Consider the following 25595-nt stretch of genomic DNA (forward strand, 5'->3'; position numbering starts at 1 on the left):
AGAAATTTATCTTTAAACAACTTAAAATCCACTTTGTTGATTTTCACAATATTTAACATTGCTTTTATCAATCAGGCTAATATTAAAGCTCAAATTCCAGAGTATATTTCCCCCGCACTAAAAACGGTACAATTTCATCGTAACGACTGGGTATTATCCTACCCCATTTTCAAACTTAACAGCGACCAAACCCTAACGCTCTCCTTTGACGAACCCGGCAGTGGCATCAAAAACTACTATTATAAAATTACTTTGTGCGATGCCGACTGGCAAGCATCTGCTCTTATGACAACTGAATATATCACAGGTATTCCGTCAAATCCGATTACCGATTATGATTTTTCATTTAATACCACCTTCGATTATATTCATTATAGGCTAACCATCCCCAATAGTAACATCAATGTAACACGATCGGGAAACTATCTGCTTACGGTTTACGAAAATGGTCATGAAGCAACACCTGTCCTAATAAAACGATTTATGGTGACCGAAACCGTGGTCACTGTCCTTTCATCGACATTAAACACAGCCCAATCGTCGATCAGAAAAGCCTATCAGGAAATTGATTTCAAAGTAGAACACAAAGGTTTTAACATCAATAATCCAATGGATGAGATTTCAGCCACCATTATTCAAAACGGGCGCACCGACAATATAATCCATGGCTTAAAACCATTATTTGTAAGAAAGGAAGAACTGGACTTCAATTACAACCGCGAAGTAATTATGGAAGGCGGCAACGAATTCAGATATGCAGACCTGCGAAGTACACGTTTTGTGACTGATCAGGTAGCATCTATAGACTTTGTAGATCCGTTTTATCACTTCACATTATTTACCGACCTGCCACGTCAACCTGACAGCTATCATTACCAGCAGGATATTAACGGAAAATACCTGATTGAAGTGACTGAATACGACGATGATGAATTGCAGGCCGACTATGCATTTGTGCACTTCAGTCTGAAAATCGCACGGCCTCAACCCGCCCAAAAAATTTATCTCAACGGGGCATTAACCAACTGGCAACTGAACGAAAACTCTTTAATGACCTATAATGCACAACAAAACGTCTACGAAAAAACGTTGGTCTTAAAACAAGGCTATTATAATTACCAGTACCTCGTGCAAGAAGATGATAATAGCAAAGGAGAATTATTTCCGATTGAAAACAGTTTCCAGGAAACGGAGAATGACTACCTGATTTTGATTTACTATAAATCTATGAACGATCGTTGTGACCGACTGATAGGCACCCAATCGATAAACACTCTTCGCAGAGAAAACGCGCAATAGCAAGCTATTGGTTTGTATCGGAAAAAACGTAAATTTGTGCCAAATAAAGATCAGAATGACAGGCAACCAAAAAATAAAAACCACCTTTAGGATAATCAAAAACAAATTTATCCTAACCGGGTTGTTGTTTTTTACCTGGCTTATATTATTCGATCAAAACAGTATTGTAGATCGTATATCGCTGGCACGGCGTAACAGCGAGTTACAGGAACAAAAAAAACACTATCAACTGGAAATAGAAAGCAACCGCCTAAAGATGGAAGAACTTCACAGCGATCCTGAACATCTCGAAAAATACGCCCGCGAACAATACCTGATGAAAAAGCCCAATGAAGAGTTATTCATTGTAATAGAAGAATAGATATCCAGGTTTATACATTTTCACATTCATCATCAAAACATTATAAATGCAAATAAACAAGACATTAACCACAATATACTATTTTGCCATGCTGCTGATTTTGGGCGGCATAATTCTTCACATCACCGAAATAAACTTTGCCGTACCAGTTTTGATAACAGGGTTAATTCCTGTTTTGGCAATAAGAATATACAACTGGATAATGACGGCTCCTGAAGACCGTCGCAGAAGCTTCGTATATGTATTCAGCGGTTTGGCACTGGCTGCCGCAGTAACAGCTATTTACTTTAACCGCAGCTACTGGATCATATTTGTAGCACTTTCGGCATTACTGGACTTTTACTATAGTTTCAGAGCTAAATAAAATCTGTCTGAAATTAACAAAAGGCTACCCAATAATTTTGGGGTGGTTTCGTTCCAGCCGCCGGTAAAATTGCAGCATTTCTTCATCGGTCAATAAATCATCTGACTCGTACTTCATGTTTTCAAGCAATTGCATAGCCGCATCAAAAACCGGCATCCGATCATAAAAATGCGCTTCAACATAATTAAGATATTTAACCACCTTAAAGGAATTGAAAAGCTCAAAGAAACGTTTATTAAATACGGACTGTTGCCCACATACCGCTTTTAAACGATCAAGGTCCTCAAAAAAACCACTATTTAGCAAAAAGCTACGAACCGGTCCCGACAGCTTATAAGTCCAGCTTTCATACTGCGCTGAAGCCACCTCGTATAATTCGTGATAAGAATCGAAAAACACTTTTAAATCATCAAAAGCCTTTATATGATAGGTTGTTGTAGCCGAATCAGCCCCTTTCAGATGATTGGATATTGCTGCGCCCGTACCAAAAATAACACGATCAGACGGCCGCGGAGAAGGGTAAACAACAGTGGTATTAATCTCCCCAAAAACACCCAACGGAATTAATTTCTGTAAAAAATAAAAATCTTCGCCGGCCTGCTTTCGGGGCATCCCCCCTATACGAGCATAAGCAACGGCCCGTACCGCCATCGCCGATCCCATTGTATGAAAAGCATACGGGAAACCAACATAACGAAGCGCCTGTAGATAATATCTTAAATGCAGCTCGTACAACGTGATGGCTTTATACACCTCACCCTCAAAATCATTGCCATCTATCGGATGCTCAAAATAAACAGCAGCACCTTGCCGGTCTTCACCTGCCGCGAACCATTTTGTTACTTCTGTAAAATAATTGGGCGACAGCGCCACATCCGCATCCAAAGTTAATATTACCCCCATAGGGTTGTCAATTGAAAGCAATCGGGCGCAAGCTATGTCCATGCCGATCTTACGAGCCCAGCCGGCCCCAAAATGCTTCCTAGGAAGATCATAGGCCTCAGCCACCAGCAGGGTTAACCAGGGCGCCGGTTGGTCACCATACCTGCTTCTAACTTTACGCGCGCAGGCTCGCTGCTCGTCCACAATAGTTGCCTCATCAACCGAAGAGGTATTAAAGACTAAAATAACTTCACCCGGTAAAACAGGTGCATTACATTTCAGGACGGAATCCAGCATGTCAAACAAATACGCTTCCTCACGATAAACAGGCACCACAACGATCCATGCCAAATCTCGCTTCGCCGCTCTAAAAGGCCCCGCGAGCACCGGATGTTTTTCCAGATATCTGGTTATTAACAGATCAGCTGACTTCATGAACTCTTTCTAAAAAACAGATAATACCAAAAAAGCCGGAAATACAATTTCCGGCCCAATTTATTTTAAAAATGCGTAAGCACTACTTATCAACCACTTTATAACGTGCATTCAATTTTTCTGCCACTTCATTAGTCACATCAAGCGATTCATCAGCGTAAAGAAGATTATCGCCCATTGTATTACTCAACACCATTTGATACGAACGTTCCTGGCAATACGTACTAAGAAATGAAGTAATAGTATCGCGTAACTCCCGATTCATCTTATCTTGTTCAACCATCAATTCATTTGAAAAACGGCTGTTTAATTCCTGAAGTTCCTGCTCCTTCTTCCTCAGGCGGCTCTCCTCACTTTGAGCCCGTTCCAACGACAAAAAGCCATTATTTTGCAACTTACGTTGAAACTCATTCATATCCTGTTGAAAAATCTTCACACGCTCATTCAAATCTGTTCTTGAAGCTTCTTCCTTGCTTATTAATTTTTCGCTTAAAACCCGTGCATATTCATATTTCAACAACAATGAATCGGTGTTGATAAACACCAACTGAGCCGAGGCGTCTTCTGCGCTATCGACATTAACCTGCCCATTGTCATCAGCCCGGCCATCCGAAAAAACAATGATAAACAAAGCTGTAACAGCTATTACCAAAACAACATTAACAATTAAAGAAAGATTTTTCATGTGTTTAAAATTTGCTTATTAAGGGCACACAAAACGCGCCGGATAATGAATCTCTTATGGATGAAATACATTACGGTCGTTTTATGCTATCACAATTTGTAAAAAAATAGAACAATTTAATAATGCATCAGCAAAGCCTTTGACATGCTCAAACTTCAGCATAACTAAACCAATAAAAGCGCTACGGTTATTTCACACGACTGCATCTAAAAATCACTAAAAGACCTTCGAAACAGGTATAATTTTACCGACAACAAATATAAGTTTATAACTAATATTAAAAAACAGTTAACAAACTAATTTTAATATTTTACATAGTCTATACTGATAATACGAACAACAAATTAAGAGTTCAAGAAACCTGAAGAATAATTAGTCTTTGCCTATAAAGTCAACATCTACATTACGGTTGTCATAAAAACAGGCATTTACGAAAAATAAACTCACTGATTTTTCATGTCTGTACAAGCCATGAATTTGAGCTTTATATCTCAAACACTTAGTTTATGGACAGGTTCTAATTAGTGTCGATCTATAAAATTGAAACTTTGCAAAACAATTGATTTCAAAATGGCCATTTACCATAGTAAAAACGCGTCTTCCAGACTTCTGAAACCTAAAATTCAAACTATACTAATCGAGCATTTGAGCTTTTATTCTAAGACATAACAAAATAATAACAGAACATTATCTTACAAAAAAAACTCTGTAAGGATACCTTACATTATAGCCTCACAATAACCCAAATAAAAAAATATTTCAATTTACAAATTGAACAATTCGAAAAGCAAAAAAAGAGAGTTGATGCCAAAACAAAAGCCAGTCAAATAAAAAGTCTCTGATCAAAAAAGCTTACGAGGACGTGACCGGGAATTAGATCTACCTGGATCAGCAGAAGTATCACTACAAGGAATTGGTCCTCTTGGCTTCGATTTTACCGACTTATTGGCAAACCTGTAAATAAGAGAAAATTCATTGGCACCACCGCTATGACCCGCCAATCCGGAAAGCGTTAAATCATAACTATAAGCCAGATGGATGGTCCCGACATTAATTCCCAGACTAAAAATTAAAGCATCATTAGTTGTCAGAGATTCACTGCTGATGCCGGGCAATCCACGATACCACAAGCCCACTTCAATTGGATTAGTATACCAGTAAACACCCGCATCGAGTTGATTGAAGCCGGCCTGATTACGATACATAAAAGCCAACGATGCACTTTGCTCATCTCGACCGCGTGAAGCCTCCTGGTAAACATACTTCCAACCACCATAAACAACCGTTTTAATAGGAACAGAAGTCTCTATATCTGTAAAACCAATATCATTTTTCACCAAATGATCCATTGTAAAGCCCAACCATAAAAAATCAGAATATACCATCAAAGAGGCGGTCGCATCAATTTTACGATAATTCTCAACAGGAAACTCGGCATTAATCCAGGGGAATATATTGCCATCGGGGCCTACCTGCGACAAACGAGAAGGGTCAATTTTGCGCTCTGAATATTTAAACTGAAGGCCTGGTCGAACAAAGATATCACGTGTTATTCCTAATTCATAAGCATAAACCACACCAACATCCTGCGTAACCAACTGCCCCCCCCCCTGATCGTCCCGGACTACCAACAAGCCAATTCCACTGTTAAAACCTGCCAAATATTGGTCGTACGATAACGCATAAGTACGAAAGGTATTTGAAATCCCCGGCCACTGATCCCTATAATTCAGCGCCACACGCCCCCCGTTAGTAAATCCTGCGAAAGAGGGACTCAAATAAAGAGGCGCCGAATAAACCTGCGAAAAAGAGACATCCTGAGCTGAAGAAGTTCCAGTTACGGCCAACCCTGCTATCAACAAAATAATTATATTATTTAATAACTTCACAGCCCTTTGTTTTAGTTTGTGAGTGAGTAAACGAATATTTTATAAAGAAGTTACACGAGTAAAATGAAAAATTCATACCAATCATTAAACATAAAACACACCATTAAAAGATTATTAATGGTACGAATCAATGTACACTGTCGTTCAAAATAACGACAGTGTACATTAAATCATAAGCCATACCATTATCTCACGAGCAGCACACTTCCGGTTTTCCGGTACTCACGACCATTCAAATACCGGCCGCTGACTTTATAAACATACACTCCCTGCGGCGCAAGCTGCCCCTCGTACATTCCGTCCCAACCATTTTCCATATCATTGGTTTGAAAGACCTTCTGCCCCCACCTATTAAAAATTTCCATCGTAAAAGTATCAATATCCCGAAACGCAGGCTTGAAAACCACCACATACTCAGAAGATGGATCGACACTTTCGGAAGAGCCTCCGGGGCGTGGTTTAAATGCATTTGGAAATTCCACAAAACCCTGTGGTTCCGCCGTAATAATATCGGTCATCAACAGGGTGTCCAAACAACCATATTGATTGGAAACCACTAACTGAACGGAATAAACCCCTTCTTCCTGATATTCGTAGGATGGATTTCGTTCTTCAGAAACCTCTCCGTCTCCAAAACGCCAGTTCCATGAAACGGCATCCGACGAAAGGTCGTAAAACCTGGCCTTATCGCCCGGCACATAAACCAACTGGGGATTTACTGTAAAATCGGCAATGGGATGGTCATACACCTCAATAGACTTCGTGAAAACGCCATCATTTCCATCGGGGCCAGGCGCAACGAGCTTCACATTAAACACACCCGGTTCATTAAATGTATGTTTGGGGTTACGGTCACCCGAAGTATTACCATCGCCAAAATCCCAATTATAAACAGATCCGCCCACCGAATAATTGGTAAACTGAACCGCCAAAGGATAACAACCCGACTCAACATCCGTAATAAACCCGGCATCCGGGATAGGACGATAATCCACACTAACCAAATCACTTGTAACACAACCATTGACATCAATACGCCATTTAAAAGTATTAATACCTTCACTCAAAGTGCTAACCGAGGTATTAAAGAAACTTGCATCAGCCAACTGAGCAGTACTGGTTCCGACAATCGTCCAAAGGGCATCCAGTTCACCCGCATTATTGGCATTCAAAGTGGCAGATGGCTCATAAACAACCTGATCTTCACCGGCATAAGCCTCAGCCTTATTGCTAATCACCACCACTTCGTCGGTGGTTGAACATTCGCCGTAAGCTACTTCCCAACGATAAATATTCTCGCCAAAACCAATTTCACTCACCTTTGAATTAAAACTGGTTTCGTTGTCAAATGTACCCTGTCCTTTAATCACCGACCAACGTCCTTCACCCGAAACCGGATCGTTGGCATTCAAAACCGTATAAGTATCACACAAACCGGTCTGGTCAGTACCGGCAAACGCCTTGTCAGGAATTTTATTGAAAATTACCACCTGATCAGAAGAAAAACAATTGCCTTTGGTGATAGTCCACTCAAATACATTCTCTCCAAACGCCAGATTACTAACTGTCGCTTTCGCATTTGACGCATCATTAAAGTCACCATATCCGCTAATCCTGCTCCATGTCCCATTTCCTTCAACGGGAATATTGGCATCCAAAACATGTATATCCTTACAATCCTGAATGTCGGGTCCGGCATTGGCGGTGGTAGGTGTATTATTTTCGATTGTTACTTCTGAATAAAGCGAACAATTACCTTGCGACACCGTCCATCTCAAGGTATTAGTTCCATAATCAAGATTTGTAATATCTGACCGGGGATTAGTTGGTTCTTCCAAAGTACCTCCGCCTAAAATAATACTCCATGTACCCGTTCCAAAATCAGGCGTTGCCGCTTTCAATGTAAAATCAGAAGAACAAACTTCTTCATAACTGGCACCGGCATATGGCTCCGAAGGTTTATTATTAACTATAACGACCTGGTCTTCGAGTGTACACTTGTTATTTTTCGTGGTCCATACGAATATATTATCACCTTTAGCCAAGGCCGAAACAGACGTATTATTCAATGTTTCGTCGGCAAAAACAGCGGCCCCGGTTACTACCGTCCAGCGTCCGGTACCCACAGCAGGTTTCGTTGCATCCAAAATCGTTGCATCATCGCACAACGTTTGTTTGTTACCGGCATACGCAGTGCTGGGAAGGTCATTGGTAATCACCACATCGTCGGACGTCACACAACCTTTATAGCCGATAGTCCAACGCAGAGTGTTAGAACCTTTCTGTAAATTGTTAACCGTCGTACCAGGTTGTGAAGGCTCAGTGAATACCGCCGTTCCCTCCCCGCCAGGGATTGACCAATTACCAGAACCCGGAAAAGGATTATTTCCCTGCAAAATCACTTCATCAGCACAAACAACGCGATCGTCACCAGCACTGGCCTGAATTGTATTGTATTCAACCACGACGTCATCCGACGACACGCATGATTTGTTACGTATAGTCCAACGAAGAATATTACGTCCAAACTTAAGATTTTCGATACGTGCTCCCGGATCATTTATGGCATCTGCAAAACCATTGGGCGATGTAAAATCGCCACCGCCATCCACGATAGTCCACGTTCCATCGCCCACCGTCGGCGTGTTGGCCGTCAGTATAACATCCGGATCGCAAGAAGGAATATCATACCCTGCATCGGCCACCGTGGGGTTGTTATTAATGACCTCCACCGTGGAAACATCGACACAACCTTTATACTCAACGGTCCATGTCAGGATATTGGATCCCTGATCCAGATTCGAAACCAAAGTATACGGATCTGTCGCATCCTCAAAGTTAGCCGATCCGGAACCACCCTGAACCCCCCAGCTACCTATCCCGGGTGAAGGATTATTAGCTTGTAACATGGCAGTATCCGCACAATTTATTTGCATATCGCCGGCCAACGCTTCCACAAAATTATTATTGATGATCACTTCCGAAGAAGAAGTACAGCCATTATTATCGACCAACCATTTAAAACGATTTTCGCCCTTGGCTAAGCCGGTAATCAAAGTTGACGGGTCATGAATATCAGCAATCACTCCCGAACCGGTCAATTGTTCCCATGTGCCCACGCCATAATAAACCTGCGAAGCAGTCATGGTCACCTCATCCTCACAAATATCCTGCAAACGACCAGCGTTGGAACCTGTAGGCTTATTATTAGTAACCACCAGCGTATCAGTAGAAGTACAATAATCGGTTTCAATGACATAGATCAATTCATTGTCACCCTGCGCCAGATCATAAACCCAATTGCCTTCAAAACGGGCAGAACCTTCGCCACCTGTGCGCCATGAGGCTGATCCATAAGTCGGACTATTGGGTAAAAGACGCATCGTGCCATCACAGGTCACACCATCATCACCAGCATTAGCCGTTGTTGGCAAACCATTAATAATAGATACTGTATCCGACGAAGCACAATCGTCCTTGGAAATGGTATACACAAACAAATTTTCACCATGCATAAGATCGGTTACCTTTGGATTGGGCAAACTCACATCTTCAATAGTTCCACCACCTGACAATAACTCCCAGACCCCTGTACCCAAATTAAACCCGGGCTTATTACCCTTCAACTGCACATTATCGGCACAAATGGCATCGTCGTACCCGGCTCTGGCCTGATCGGGCTGATTATTGGTAATGATAACATCATCAAAACTGGAACTGGATGAATATGAAATGGTCCATCTCAGGGTATTCTCCCCAGCCGCCAAATTATAGACCCGGGTTTCAGGGTCATTAATATTCTCAAAAGTTGCAGCCCCTAATACGACAGACCATTGTCCCAAAGCTACATCAGGATCATTACCTTCGAGTCGGGCAGTAGCATCACAAACTTTTTGATCGGGTCCGGCATCGGCCTCGGTTACTTCACCATTTGTAATCATAACATCATCGTAATCAAAGCAATCACCATTTGAAACCGTCCAACGGAAAACATTTTCCCCCCGCCTCAAATCGGTAATCGTTGCCTGTGGATTATGAATATCAGATGTCGCTATGGTACCACCTCCTGAAACCAAACTCCACGTTCCTTCACCATATGTAACAAACTCTGCATCCAGAGTTGCAGCAGTGCCATTAATCGTTTGATCCATACCCGCCTCGACAGGATAAGGCGTACTATTATTGACATAAACCGTGTCGGAACTAATACAGCCGCCATTATCGATGGTCCATATAAAACCATTGACACCATAATCAAGTCCACTAATCTGCGCATTGGGTTTCGTCCGTTCGGAAGAGGTGATAGTACCACCACCGACACCCGCGAGCACATTCCACTGTCCCATTCCATATAGCGGAACCGCACTACCACTCATGGTAACCAGTCGTGAACAGGAAGAAAAATCTTTGCCGGCATCCACCTCAACTCTATTGTTATAAACCACCAAATCGGCAGAAGTAGAACAAGCACCTTTGCGAATGGTCCAGCGAAAACTATTCTTACCCAACCCTAGGTTGGTCACTTTGGTTGTCGGATCTGTTATATCTTCAAAATCCCCACTTCCGGTCACGATACTCCAGCGTCCGTTACCTTCAATAGCTTTATTACCAGTAAGCAACGTTTCAAAGCCACACTTGGTTTGAACGCTTCCAACCGTTGCCACGGTAGGTTGATTATTAACTATAACAACTGTATCAGTACTAACGCAACCTCTTTTAAGGACTTTCCATACCAGTTTATTTTCATCCACAGCTAATCCATCGACAGATGCGTCAGGCAAAGTGCCATTGGTAAAATGGCCAACACCTTTAGCAACTTCCCAGGCTCCCTCCGTATCGACAGGCAGCGTGCTGCCCTCTAACATTGCAGATGCATCGCACACCGTCTGATCCTTTCCGGCATCCACATCCAACTGATTGTTGCGCACCATAACCTCATCGTAAGTATAACAACTACCTTTTGTAATGGTGTAACGGAAAATATTATCGCCGCGCGACAAGTCAGTCACAGAAATGTCGGAGGCAGAAACATCGGATATATGACCATACCCCTTAACAACACTCCACTCACCTGTACCTTCTAAAGGCGTATTAGCCGTAAGATCGATCTCATCAACACAAATATCGATCACCTCATCGCCATCTATAACAGCTTCGTCGGGTTCATTATTCATCACCGTCACCTCGGCATAACTTTCGCACCCATTCTGAATAATACTCCATCGGAACCGGTTTTCACCCGGTTCAAGATTACTGATAGTCGTACTATTTAACGACGCATCATCAATCACCGCCTTTGAACCGGCAGGAGCAACAACACTCCACACTCCTACTGTTCCGGACAGGGCCGGAACAGGCGTTCCGGTTACATCAACCACGCCATCGCAAATACTGCTGGCACCCGGTACGGCATACACCGCCAGTTGATTATTACGGATGGTCACAGTATCATAAACCTCACAGGTTCCCCCAATATTGGAATTGGTAACCGTCCAGCGGAACGTCACATCACCACGACTAAGGTTCGTTACCTCTGTCTTGGGATTTGTAGGGTCGGTAATCTCACCATAACCCTTATCCTCAACCAGCGACCATACACCACTAGAACCGGCATCCGGATCCTGCGCTGTAAGCGTATAGGACGTTCCACACACATCGCCATCAAGTCCCGCATCAGCAGTAGGCAACGGATAAATAGTAAACTCGTGTGATTTAGTCACCAACGAATTGCCGCAATCATTAACCGGAGTAACAGTTACCTGTCCTGTAAAATTATCGATATTCGGATCTATGGTAACCCAGATGCCGGTACTATTCTGACCGGTAAACGACCATCCGTCAGGCACCGTCCAGAAATATTGAGTGGCATCATCAACCGGATCGACGCTAAAAGAAATTTCGGGAGTGCCCTGACACACTGCAGTTGGGCCCGTTATCTCACCAATGGTTTCCGGGTATTCATTCACGCTAATATACACCTGACGGAATGCACCTTCACCACAGATGTTCAACCCACGAACCCGAAGATAACCCGATTCGGCTGTCTCGGTAAACAAAACACTAATTTTATTGGTTCCGCCGCCACTCAACAAAGTAACATTTTTGGGTAGCTGCCACTCATAACTGGTGGCGTCTGAAACTGAAGATATAGAATATTCAGCTTCTGTACCCTGACAAATAACGGTCTTACCACTAATAGAAGCCGGTTGTTGCGGCAGTTGATTCACCGTCACGGTCACTTCCTGATCGACCACATTGCCGTCGCAATAATTATCACCCCCATTTCTCACCTGAATATCAGCAATGGCATAGGTGGTTGTAACTTTGGGTAAAACGGTTAATTTGTACCTGTTATCATCAGGTGCCGGGAGTAAATCAGTCGCAGAAATCAAACGACTAAACGTTTGTGTTCCGGAAGATGTTTTTTCGGTCCAGACCACAAACCAAGGGCCATCGGTATTGGGCGAGAATTCAAAGAAAAGGTCAAAACTATCACCGTTACATATTTCCGGCGAATCATCAGCCACCAATGCTATTTCTGTCACATCGTCTACTTCAATCTCAGCACTGCCGGTTCCGGTATTGAAACAATAAGCGTCACTAACCCAGGGCAACTCGTATTTGGTTGTTGCATCCGGCGCCACCTTAAACTGGTAAGGCGAAGTCAAAATATCATCCACCGTAGTGGTTTGCGTTCCATCTGAATAAGTAATACTCCAGGGTGCCGTTCCGGTTAAATCAACCGAAACAAGAGCTGAATCAGCCAGGCATATCCGGTTATCACCCATCATGTGAGCCGTAGGTAAGGAATGAACAATCACCCCGGCAGTTCCCTGACCGTAGCCTTTAGCACATGAACTTATTTCCACACTTGTAATCTCATATTCAAAGACACCGATAGGTGGCGCATCATCCGGTTCAAAAATAATAGGCGATTCATCAACCGTAAGAACAGTATTATCGTTAAGCGTCACGGTCAACGGATCAGAAACCACATCCCAGTCAGTTACAATAATCTGTAGTTGCGGTTTACTGCCAATACAAAGATCCTCACTGCCGGCCACCAAACTCAGGGAAGCCACCGCTTCCGGTTGCTCAATAGTCAATGTTTCCGTATAAAAACAATCGTCCTCTACAGGATCGGCATTAGCGAAAGAACCATCACCATCGGCATCGTCCCAAACACGAATAATATAGGTTCCGGCCGATAAACCCGAAAAAGTTTCAGTACCGGTTGTTTCACGGCTATCATCAACATCAGCACCCAACAAATACACCCTATATTTATTAGCCGTATTAGGTTCACCTCCTGATACCATCAACGTAATTGAAGCATCATTCCCCTGATAACAGGTTACATGATTATCAATATCGACATCAACCACTAAAGGATCGAATGCAGTTATATCCAAATCTTTATCCACCAGTACACTATTGGCATCCACTACCGCGATGTGATAAGTTCCAGCCGCCAACCCGGTAAGATTCACACTCACATCATGTTCATCTGCTATAACTGTACCACCGCGCGTAACCAAAATATCATACTCCGGCGTACCATTGGTCATATCGGGCGTACCACCCGTTACCTGTACCAGCAACTCACCATTTGCATTATCGCTACAAGGACGAATATTTTTGGTAGTAGTATGAATCGTTAATATTCCACCAGGTTCATTAACAATCTGTTGCAATGATTCAGTACATCCATTATCATCGGTAACAGTAACACGATATACTCCGGCTTCCAAACCTTCCTGACGATTGGTTGAACCCGCTACCGCAGTTGTTACTTCATTTCCTAAACCATCTGTTGTTACTAAAACCCAATCATAGCTATAGTTACCAAAACCACCCGTTGCGTCTACCTCAATGGCACCATTCGTTCCGCCATTCACAGTCACGTGTATCACTTCAACCAGACTAACCTGCAACGCCTTTGCCGGTTCGGAAACAGTGAAAGGTCCAAAATCGGCCACACACCCCACGCTATCTATAACACGAACGCTGTAATCAGCAGCCAGCAACCCTTTTTGATCCATTACAGAAGAGACCGGATTCCCGCCTGAAGCAGAGCTCCACTGAAAAGTAAATTTATCCGGAGTCCCTGTACCGCCGGTTACAGAAATATCAATAGCTCCTGTTGCTGAGCCCTTACATTTCACATCCGTAACAGCCGATGTTAAACCGATAGCCGAAGTGGGTTGTTTAATAGTATAAACAGTGTTAACACTACAACCATATACATTATCATTTACCTCCACATTATAGCTACCGGCTGAAAGACCCGAAATATCTTCGGTCGTCTCTTTAAATCCGACACTTGTCCATTCAAAATCATAATCACCCGAGCCATTCAGCACCGTAAGGTCGATAGCACCGGAGTCATCACCATAACACTTCACGTCGGTAACAGAGCCATGCAATTCAATGTCGTGAGCAAGCCCCACTACCACTTCCAGATCAAAAGTACAAGCCCCCGAACGGGAGTCGGTAATTGTTACCTTATAAGTACCGGCGCCCAATGACGACTGATTACGATTGGACGCGTTAGGCAACGCATTACCATCGGCATCGGTCCACTGGTAAAAATAAGGTGCAACACCTTCATTTACCGTGAGGACAATGGTTCCATCCTGCGAACCGGGACACGTTTCTGGGGTCGTCACAGCCGAAGCTTCCAATGTTTTGGTAAGCGTTACTTCCTTTTCTACATAACACAACTCACTAATACCGGTATCGCTCATCCGGATGGTGTAAACTCCGCCGGGCAAGTCTGTCTGACTGCTGGCATCAGCAACGGCAATACCCGGTCCGGCCCAGCTATACTTGTAGTTAGCGACAGCCTCTGAGCCACCGGAAGGATTATTTATAGTGATGCTGTTCTGATCGGCACAGTCAGTATCGACCACCGTCAGATCAAAATCCAAAGCTTCGGGTTCCTCCACTGTAAAATTAGCCACGGCATTACATTTATTAACCGCATCGGTAAGCACCACACTGTATTCGCCACCCGACAAACCGGTCTGATTCCGTTGACCGGCGATCAGGCCGGTGCCATTTGCCGAAGACCAGCTGTAGTAATAACTTCCGCTGCCACCAACAGGCGACAGTATTATTTTACCATCCTCATCACCGGCGCATAACACATCGGTAACTTCACCTGTCACACTCAATTCTTCGGGCTGGGTTATCACCACCTTTAAAGTCTCTGTATGATAACTACCGGCTCCACACGATTGACCTTCGTCTGTTACCTCAACGGTATAAGTTCCAGCCGTGAGATCGTTTTGATTTCGATCGCTGGCCGCAACACCGGATCCGCCATCGGTTTGTGTCCATGCATATTTATAATTCCCAGTTCCACCTTCAACATCAAGTACAATAGATCCCGTATTATCACCATAACACTTCACGTGGTTAGTGGTGGCCGAAAGAGTCATTTCACCGGGAACAGTAATAGACTGCGTTGCCTGACAATTGTTATCATCAATTGCGGTAACGGAATAAATACCTGGAACTGTAATACCTGTAATACTCTGCGCCGCCTGGGTGAAACCGTCGGGTCCGTTCCAAACATATACACGAGTTCCCGTGCCACCAGCCACATTATCTAAAGTAATACTACGCGAGTAATTACAGTTATCTAAATCTGTTGACAGATCATAGGTAATAGGCTGTGGCACATTAACCGTAAACGATTCAATTACTGAGCATCCGCTGCCATCGGTTACCGTAAGCATATAAGTACCACCTTCCAAATTGCTAAGGTTGGGATCCAAATCCACATCAGAACCAGCCATTGTTTTATCAACATCCGGACCCTGCCAGTGATAGATGACAGAAGTTGGATCCGAAATCCCGGTTACCACAACATTGTTGATTCTGCCATCCGCTGCATCAGCGCACGATACAGCTTTAACAGAAGCACTAATTTGAAGGTCGTAGCTGTAATCAACATCATAACTTGTGTTTACAGTGCAACTACGCGTGTTATCCGTTAATGCCAAATTGTAAGTACCGGCCGATAACCCGGTCTGGTTCAAGACACTGTTATTATAACCGAGACCATCGGTGGTTGACCAGGTCCAGGAATAATCTCCACTGCCACCGGTAATGGTAATATCTTTTATTTCACCGGTATTAACGCCGGCACACGTAGCATCTGCAACTGTAGATGTGACATTGATGTGCGATAAAGAAAATGTCTCAACAATTGCTGCACAACTGGCCGAAGCCGATGCATTACGGTCGGTAATTGTCAGTTTATAATCGCCGGCAGGTAATGGATATCCATCAAAATCAAGCGCAACCGGTTGAGAAGAGGAGAGACTCTCTTTGGCCCATGATGAAGAGTTGGTGGTATTAAGCAAAACCGCGCGATAAGCAAACTCTCCTCCACTATTGGGAACGCCACCCTCAAGTTTAAAAGAAACTTTACCCGTATTAACCGTCTCGCAATCAATACTTGTCACCAAATCAGTAAGCGTTAAAGTGGCTACCGGTTCGTTAATGGTTGCAGTACCACTTTCAATACATCCGGCACCGTCATCGTCGGTCACAGTAATATTGTAGGCACCGGCCAAAAGATCCGGGATTTCAAATACAGGGCCGTTACCCGACACCACTCCCGTTCCGTAATCAACGCGATAAGGTGAGACACCGCCATTAACAACGACTTCAATACGACCTGAATTATCACCCTTACAAGTGTTTACATCAAAAGCGTCGACTGAAACAGTCAATGCCGATGGCTCAATAATATCATAAATAGTAGAAACAGCTGGACAATTGGGAGCGGCAAATTCTTTAACCTCAACGTAATACCCACCCGGTGCCAGGCCACTTCCGGAAGCCCCGGCATCTGCTGCGAGCAAGGTCCCATCTTCATAATACCAATCATAGGTATAGGGCGTAACAGCATTTCGGCCACCTGTAACCGTAAACACAATTTTCCCGTCGTCAGCACCATTACAGGATATATTATTGGTGACTGCTCCTGTAACTACAATTGGATCAGGTTCCGTGATCTCAAACAATTCCGAGTCATCACAACCATTGGCATCCTGAACAAATATTTCCCATCCGCTATCGGCAAACAAATCAGTGACCTCCTCGTCAGCAGTCGCCCCTTCTTCAATATAAACAGTACGGGCACTGCCTGTTGCAGGAATAAGAGAAACAATATAATAATCATTATCAGGCAACAAAGGATCCATGGCATCGCCGGGAAAAGGCGTACCACCTTCAGCTCTAAACTGAATGCGACCATCATCAGCCCCGTTGCAGGTGACATCGCTCAGCTTGGAAAAAGAAAGAACCAATTCATCGGGCTGTGTCAAAACAATGGTTGTGGAGTACTCCACATCCGTATTATCAACCACCTTTGCCACATAAGTTCCAGCGACCAGATTGTCATAATTGGCAAAACTATTTCCGGAGGTTAATTTAGCGATCTCAGTTCCGCTACGCGTCAGGGTAATAGATTTATAGGGTTGATTTCCACCATAAGCCGAAAGGCCGATGCTTCCGTTGGTAGCGCCATAACATGGTCCCGGATTTTTTTTGGAGACGCTGATATTAAGATTTGTATTGGGTTCAGAAACCACAATATTATCATAAGTAACCGAGCAACCGGTTGCATCTGTAACCTTCACACTATATTTCCCTGCCTCCAGATTAGCCTGACTGTAAACATCATCGGTCAAAGTTGTAACCGCAGTCCCATCCATCTCCGTACCACTCCACTCTAATTTTGCGTATGGCGTTGTACCACCGGATACAGAAATCTCAATACGGCCATCATTCCCGTCAGGCTCTGTAACGTTGACAATATTATCCACGCTAATCACCGGCTTATCAGCAGGTTCATCAACAACATAAGTAGCAGTAGCAACACACAAATGATCATCGGTCACCTGAACCTTATAATTGCCGGCCGCCAAACCGGTAGGATTATCGGTTATATGGGTGGTGGGCACTTCAACCCCGCTCGACAATACTTCGAACCAGCGATAATCGTAGGCCTTTGTTCCTCCATCTGCTGAGATTTCAATAGATCCATCGGTTCCACCGGCACAGGTTACATCAGTAACCTTATCCAACGCAACCGTCAGCGCATCATCAGGCTGGGTGATTTCTATTGAGGTGGAAGATTCGTAGCACCCCGTTTCATTGGCATCACGAACCCATATCGTATAACTACCCGGATTTAAATTGCTGAAAGTATAGCTATCGGTACCCGGCGTTTCCCAGATAACATTATCTTTTGAAAAGTCATAATCACCCGAGCCGCCCGTGGCAGTGACCGTGATGGAACCATCACTATCGCCAAAACACGACACATTTTTATGCTTGGCAGATACCTCCGAAACAGTTAACACTTTCGGTTCAGTAATCGTAATATTGGTTAATGTGCTTTCACACTCATTACCATCCTTAACCTTAACCGAGTAAGTCCCGGCAATTAAATTTTCGAAAATCTCAGATGATTGGTAGGCCGTAGAAACAGAACCATCATTTAACGAGTAAACATAATTACCGTCGCCTCCGGCGGCTAAAACAGTGATACTTCCATTGTCGTCCGAATGACAGAAAACATTCTGCTTATCATCCAACACCAGCGAAAGTTTTGTATTCTCCTTAATTTCAACGATTAACCCGGAAGCAATACAACCATTGGCATCCTTGGCCTGAACATTATAAATCCCGGCAGTAAGCCCCGAATGAATTGCATCCACAAGATACCCTGAACCATTAACATCATAAGTATAACCAATAGAGGCAGTTGTAGCACCACCCGTTGCCTTTACTTCAAATGAAGCGTCAGCACCACCATAACATGAAACATCTTTATGCGATGAAATGACTTCAGCAACCGACAATTCAGTTGGCTGGGTTATAACCACAGAGGAAGCCATCTGATAGGTGCAACGGGGATAATTGGCATCACGCACATAAACCATATAACTTCCGGCAGGTCTACCGATAAAAGTTTTGGTATCGGGTGATGTAGCAGGATCATCGGCCCCCAGCCAGTTGACGCCATCCAACGAAAACTGATAAACGGCAGCGGCATCTCCGTCGGCAGCGGTAACCACAAATTGGCCGGTTGAAGCACCGTAACAATCAACATTTTTATGCTTCGTTAAATCCTCAGTAAGAGTAATATCCGTAACGGTGCCAATAGTTACTGTTTCGTACTCAACACAACCATTGGCATCGGTTACTGTAACCGTGTAATCGCCAGCCGGCATTTTGGTAATGCCCAATCCATTGTTTACCGCAACCAATACATTCCCGGCACCATCTTCCCATACGATCTTGTAACCCGTAGGTTCAACAGCAGTGTCAAAAGGCGTTCCTCCTTTAACAACTACAGAGGCAGCCCCCTCGCAGTCAACACCTTCGGTACAACCAACACAACCACCGGCAGGAACCGAAGAAGTTGTTAACGTCAATGCTTCATCAGATTGATCCACGACCACTTCAACTGCCGCAGGTAATTCACACCCCACAGCATCCTCTACCTGAACATGATAAGTGCCTGCTTTCAATCCGGGAAAAAGATTAGAGGCACTTTCGGTAAAAGTAGTTCCTCCATCGGAAGAAATCTTATAAACATAATTAAGACTTCCTCCTGAGGCTGTAACAGCCACCACTCCATCATTGCCCGAAAAACAAGAAACATTGGTAACATCAACCGATGCAACAACTTTATTAATCTGAACCTCAACCGATCCGTTCATCATAGAAGTACAACCCGATGAGGCAGTTAATTCGGCCTCGATGGTGTAAGTTCCTTCGACCTTTACCGGACTAAAAGAAATAGAAGTACCGTCCGTCTTACCGGCAACCGTTTCAATCGGATGGGCAACATCTCCATCCTTAATCAAATGGTAATCAACTCCATTCTGAGAATATTCCAAACCTATTACAACTCCCGCTTCACCATAACAGTACCTTCCGGCATTGGGCACTGAAGATTTGGGTGTCACATTATAAACAACGGGCGACTCATTAACTTCAAAAGTTTTAGTTCGTTCAGAAACACAACCATTACTATTGGTAAAAGTATATGTAATAAGGTGCGATCCGGGTGCTACCAGTGAAGGATCAAAAGAGGCCAGCCCGTCGTTGAGCGTAGCATCAATAATTCCCGAGCCTGTAAAATTACCATCGCCTGTAAAACCACCACTTTCAAAAGCACCCACCAATTCCCGGGCAGCATCATCCTGGCAGAACAACATCGGATCCGAGGTTCCAAAGGTAACATCAGGTGCAATTTTTATGGTAATATCCTGACTTTCAATATCAATAAAACAACCTCCTTCGGTAGCCGTATTGTCGTATAAAAGATTAATAGTAGTGGTAAAATCAGCTTTGGCATCGGGTCTGATTTTAGCCGGGTCAAAATAAAGCGGCTCATCGCCGTCTTTCACCGTATGGCTCGAATGATACGTACGGTTACCACTGCCATCAACAGTATAAAGCGGTGATGGTGACAACGCACTAAAAGTATATTCGGCCCCTGCAACCCCCTGATAAGCGGTCCCGTCAAACGATAAATTGCTGGTTTCCACTACAAAAGGGCCTGTGGCATCGTTAATACAATATTCATACCTGGGAAGGACCACCTCCACCAAAGTTTCGTATACCTCGATATCAATATATTGAATATCATGGCAATTTAATGTTGAAACATCACGATAAATACGGTGCGTACCAACGCCAGCTTCTTTGGGGTCAAATTTGTTACCTCCTTTTATGACAGAAGGAGTCGCTGAACAATAATAATTTCCATTAGGAGAAGCACCAGTGGCTGGCGCCAGCGTAACCAAACCGGCATCCACACAAAATTGCAACGTTGCTTTAGCCGGATCTGAAACATACGCAATAAATGAAGCATCAATTTCTTCGGACACTTCAAACTCTTCGGTATCTGAATTAACACATCCACTGCCATCGGTAAAGCTATACTCCACAAAATAAAAACCTTCGGTGGTAGGATTAAATACCAAAGGATCGGCAGCTGTTGTTCCCAATTTCTGCGTTACCAATGATTTAGTCGTTTCGTCGGTTCCATCCCACGAATAAATAGAAAGCATGCCGGAAACAGGACTGCCTGTAGCCGGTTCACCCCAAAAATCCTGAGGTCCGTCATCCACACAAAAAACAGGATTAACCCCATTAATGGACAATGAAGTTCCCACCTGAACCTGTGCGGAATAACTCCCCGAACAGGTGGTAACAGGGTCGGTATAATTATAAGTTATGGTATGCAGGCCATTCCCGGCCACCAGAGGATCGAACGTTGCGGTACCATCCCCATTATCGGTAATACCGGGTCCGAAAAACAGCCCGTCACCGGTCGTAATATCTACATCGACCGTCTCATCAAAATAGGCCTGCAAAGTAAAAGTGGTTCCTGCCGACTGACAAGTAAGAGCGGGCAGATTCCTGAACCGGATAATGTCACCCAAATCGGCAAAGAACTCGGTACTGCGTTGCAAAGAAGCCTCACAACCATTGGGATCGACATACGAATAAGTCAGCTCAAAAGGACGTGACCCATAATCGCTTACCACATCGGTAACATTAAAAGTTAACCCTCCGGCACCATCATCACCAAAATGATTTGGCAGCGGCGAATAGCCAACAACAGACCATGAACCATTTGAGTTACTGGCAGGGCTCCCATGAACTGTTACGTCACCGGCATCGGCGCAATAAGAATCTGACAATCCTGAGATACTAATCGTTGGATTGGAATTGACAGTAACATCCCCGCTCATGGTAGCCAGACAACCTCCGGCTGAACCTCTTATGGAATAGGTTCCGGGAGGAAATTTTTCAGGACCAAAAGTAATCGAAGAGCTAGTCGTCGATCCAGCTTGTGACATTCCATAATCGGTTCCACCACGTAATAAGGTATAAGTTACTCCGATCTGAAAATTGCTAAGCTCAATGGTCACATCGTCATTTTCACAATAGTCGGCATCAACCACATTATAAACCACCGGCTGCTGATACATTATTAGTTCCGTCGAAAGCTGAATCTCACAACCGCCATTATCGGCAGTTACAATATATGTTCCGGCATCAGAATAAGTTCCGAAACTGATGCTTCCGCCTGTTGTTGAATACACAGTACTTAGCGCACCACCGGTGGTATTGTTACGATACAACCGATAAGTTAATCCCAATTCGGAACCCGATAATGAAATGGTGTGTGGCGTTCCCGAACAAACCGGCGTTCCGGTAGTAATAAGAACATAAGTATCAATAGGCTGCGGCAGCAGCTCAACCGTTCCAATTTCCCGTTTACAGCCATAGCCATTTTCGGCCGTAACGGTATACTCTCCTGCTGTAGTAATCGGACTTGTAAATGTAATAGACGTACCATCGGTACCAACGATTGTTTCAATGACTACCCCGGTAGAGTTACTACTTAAAGCATACTCAACACCAGTCTCGGAATCCTGAAGTTCCACATAAAAATCGATACCTTCGCAACCAACAGTTTCAGTCAATGTCTGTAAAGCCGGGCGTGGCGCAATAAAAACCGTCTGAGTAAGCTCGTACTCACAAGTACCCCGTTTGGCCATTAGACTATACGTCCCGGACTGAACAATACCTGTAAAAACAAGATCGCCTCCATTTCCCTTCCGTGCCGCACTGGCTGCTGTACTAACACCTTCATTTTCGCGATACAAAGTATAATACACATCCGATTCGGTGTTCTGAACGGTAACAGAATGAGTTGATCCGGCGCATCCCGTACCTGTAAGAACAACATCGAGAGACACATCGGGTTCAGCATAAATAACTGCCGTGCCATTCATGTCGAAATACTCTTCACAACCGGACTGCTCGGCCATAACGGTGTAAACACCCGCATCGTTCTGCGTACCAAAAGTGATGGGATTCCCATCTCCTGCCACCTGTACACCTGACACAAAAATGCCATCCCGTAACAAATAATAATAAATACCGGCCTCAGAACCACTCAAACCAATCGCCCCTTCTTTACAATAAGGACCACCTGTCACATCATAGACAGCCGGGTCGGCCTCCTTCACATATTTAATCGTTGGAAGAGCAGCTATCTCAGCCGCGCTTAAAGAACATCCGGCAGCGGAAACACTTTTTATTTTATAAGTTTTTGTGGAAGAGATGGTACCCAAAGAGACATTTTGCAACACCCCGCTATTCAGCAACACGGTGTACTCCGTTCCATCTTCAACATTTTGAATGGTAACTGTAATTGGACCCGTCGCGCCTTCTAAAAGACCCATGAGTGCCACAGATGCATTTTGGGAGCCACAAAAAGTAGTGGATCCATTAGCGATAAACGATTGTATTTCAATATTTGTTTCCGACAATGTTAACGTAGGCGACACCGAATAACAAAGAGGATTGGCTGTTTCATAAATCTTAAACTCGTAAGTTCCGGCTTCGTCAATGGCCAGAAGACTCTCATCAGACAATAAAACACCGGCCGCCAGCCCTTCCGCACCATCTTTAAGCCACGTATAACTCAAAGGTTCAGAATGTGTTGTCGAAATATATCCCCTTACATTTTCTGTCTCATTGTGGCAAAGCTGCACAGCTCCCTCCGGATCAATCTTTGCGTCAGGCAAGGTATAGGAGGCAACAACTACCGGATCAGAAGTATAAGTACTTCCGCCACATCCCACTACACTGACAGTATAACTGCCGGCTCCATATGAAGACGTATTCATTGTTTGCCCGGTTTCACCACCTATTGCCGTGCCATCCTTTTCCCAGCTATATGCATAGTTCGAATCAAAAGGAACAGCTTCCAGTGTTTTGTCAAAATCTCCATCGCAAACAGACTCATCACCAACCACACGAATCTCCACCTCCTCGTCCGAAGAAATGGAAATAGCATTGGTTTTGAAACGACAATTCCCATCTTTCACCACCGCGTAAATCTCGTAAATAGCATTGGCATCGGCCGGGGTAAAGGCATAAACGTTACTGCCCGATTCAGAGGTTAGTTGTGTGGTTGTTCCTGCCGTAACGTTATCCACCATAAAAGAATAAGCAGCTCCGGCCGGCGAAACGGTGAAAGTATGAGACGTCAAACAAAGAATGACGTCAGAGGTCGTTCCCGATTCATTTTGTAACTCGTAGGGCATACCCGCGCCCGTGTTCAAAATAAAAGTATATATTTTAGAAGCATCCCTGCTCCATTTAACAGAATAAGCGTTGCCGGAAACAAAACCAGTAATCATAGGATTGGTACCGTAATCAGAAAAATCAAGTCCGGCTGTTTCAGTCCACGAACCGGAAGCCCGGTCGGCGGCAGCAATGGAAGCCATATCAAGGAGCGTCTCACCAGTGGTAAAACCGTCTTCACAAACATCTAGCGTAAACGAAACATTCTCAACAAGTAAAGTCGTTGGAGAAGCAGATATACAACCTGTCACCCTGCTGTTTTTATCCTGAACGCGATAAATATATTGTCCGCCGTCAGAGGTGGTATAGGAATCTGTTGAGCCATTTCCAATCTCTACCGAAACGCCCTCGTATAACCATTCATATTCCAGATCCAAGGCATCTATACCTCCCGATGCCGGCAGACTGCTACTGATATCACCATTTAATGTTGCTGATGAAGTAAATTCAAAAGTACCGGCAGGATTGATAAAGGCATCCGGAAAATCATACGGATACATATAAACACTATTGGACGTACTCCAACCAGAACCAATAGGACTTTCAAAATATACCCGATAGGCATCGTTGGCATCCGGCATGGTAAAATTGTACTCCTTGTCGGTGTTGGTAACAACCGTCTCTGCGCTTGTGGTAACATTGATTATATGCCATCGATACTGAGAGGCACTTGGTGATGCAGTAATAGTTCTTGTTCCTCCTTTACATACATAATTATGAATATCATCCGACTTCCCATACACATGAGACATAGCTACAACCCACATAGCCACCAACATAACCCCCTTTAAAAAGCGTAATTGTTTTTTCATAATAAATGAATGAAAATTAACATCCTCAGCAGTATCATCCCAAGTCAATTTCAACGACATGCCATTTTGAGATTTGTGTTTACGCTAAAATTCCTAAAATGTTTGTGAATATACCTTAAACATAAAACCTCTTTCCATTATTTATACTCACAAAAAACAAGCCCCTTACCGAGCTCCAATTTTAGCCACATTAAAAAGCATAAAATATTATAAGACACCGTATTATCCAGCACATACACCAAGGTAAATAATTATTGTTATGATAAGAAAAACTCATCATTCCAGCTTTTAATATTGCGTTGGGAAAACAAACAACAGAGACACCTTCTAATTCTTAACTTATGTTTACTTGTAAAAACCTGTTTCAGCCGTATGCTTACGCTCAAAATGTTCATTTACATCAGTAATCTCAAATATTTGGTGCTACCCAAACCTTGAAGTTGAATGCCCCGGTTCAAAACCATTTATTACCCTTCTTTACGCATCAACAATATTTTTGTAAGCATAGAATTAAATTTCATAAGCAAAGGATTTGTTTCGTAAGCATAAAAATAATTGCGATGCTCGTTTGCTTCTAATTTATAAAGATGGACAAAGGTGTAATTAAAATTTGGCTGCAAATCCCGGGTCGTTTGGCTATCAAAAACAATCGGAAACATAAGCC

At 43.7% G+C, this 25595-nt stretch carries 7 protein-coding genes; 3 read left to right on the top strand and 4 right to left on the bottom strand.

Annotation, left to right across the window (positions count from 1 at the left end; translation table 11 throughout):
• The first annotated feature begins 36 nt into the window (after window positions 1–36).
• From ACT3CD_RS03995 to ACT3CD_RS04005, 3 genes are read left to right on the top strand one after another with little or no spacing between them, the layout of a single operon-like run.
• Window positions 37–1299, top strand: coding sequence for a type IX secretion system plug protein (locus ACT3CD_RS03995; protein ID WP_444643165.1), 1263 nt, complete (start codon window positions 37–39; stop codon window positions 1297–1299).
• 55 nt (window positions 1300–1354) lie between these two features.
• Window positions 1355–1660: an FtsB family cell division protein gene (locus ACT3CD_RS04000; RefSeq protein ID WP_444643167.1), complete on the top strand. Its 306-nt coding sequence runs from the start codon at window positions 1355–1357 to the stop codon at window positions 1658–1660.
• 46 nt (window positions 1661–1706) lie between these two features.
• Entirely contained in the window at window positions 1707–2024 is a 318-nt protein-coding gene (locus ACT3CD_RS04005; RefSeq protein WP_444643169.1) for a hypothetical protein, read from the top strand.
• Between the two features lie 24 nt (window positions 2025–2048).
• On the opposite strand, the gene ACT3CD_RS04010 is transcribed toward ACT3CD_RS04005, so the two are convergent.
• From ACT3CD_RS04010 to ACT3CD_RS04025, 4 genes are all read right to left on the bottom strand, one after another.
• Window positions 2049–3341: a glycosyltransferase gene (locus ACT3CD_RS04010; RefSeq protein ID WP_444643171.1), complete on the bottom strand. Its 1293-nt coding sequence runs from the start codon at window positions 3339–3341 to the stop codon at window positions 2049–2051.
• Between the two features lie 82 nt (window positions 3342–3423).
• Window positions 3424–4026 carry an OmpH family outer membrane protein gene (locus tag ACT3CD_RS04015; RefSeq protein WP_444643173.1) on the bottom strand — a complete coding sequence of 201 codons (603 nt, stop codon included), beginning with the start codon at window positions 4024–4026 and terminating at the stop codon, window positions 3424–3426.
• Between the two features lie 842 nt (window positions 4027–4868).
• Window positions 4869–5915 (bottom strand): PorP/SprF family type IX secretion system membrane protein, encoded by a 1047-nt coding sequence (locus ACT3CD_RS04020; RefSeq protein WP_444643175.1) that lies wholly within the window; start codon window positions 5913–5915, stop codon window positions 4869–4871.
• 185 nt (window positions 5916–6100) lie between these two features.
• A complete protein-coding gene (locus tag ACT3CD_RS04025; protein WP_444643177.1) occupies window positions 6101–24991 on the bottom strand; it encodes a PKD domain-containing protein in 18891 nt (6296 codons plus the stop codon).
• Between the last annotated feature and the right edge of the window lie 604 nt (window positions 24992–25595).

Source organism: Geofilum sp. OHC36d9 (assembly GCF_052400685.1).
Lineage (GTDB): Bacteria > Bacteroidota > Bacteroidia > Bacteroidales > Marinilabiliaceae > CAZHHH01.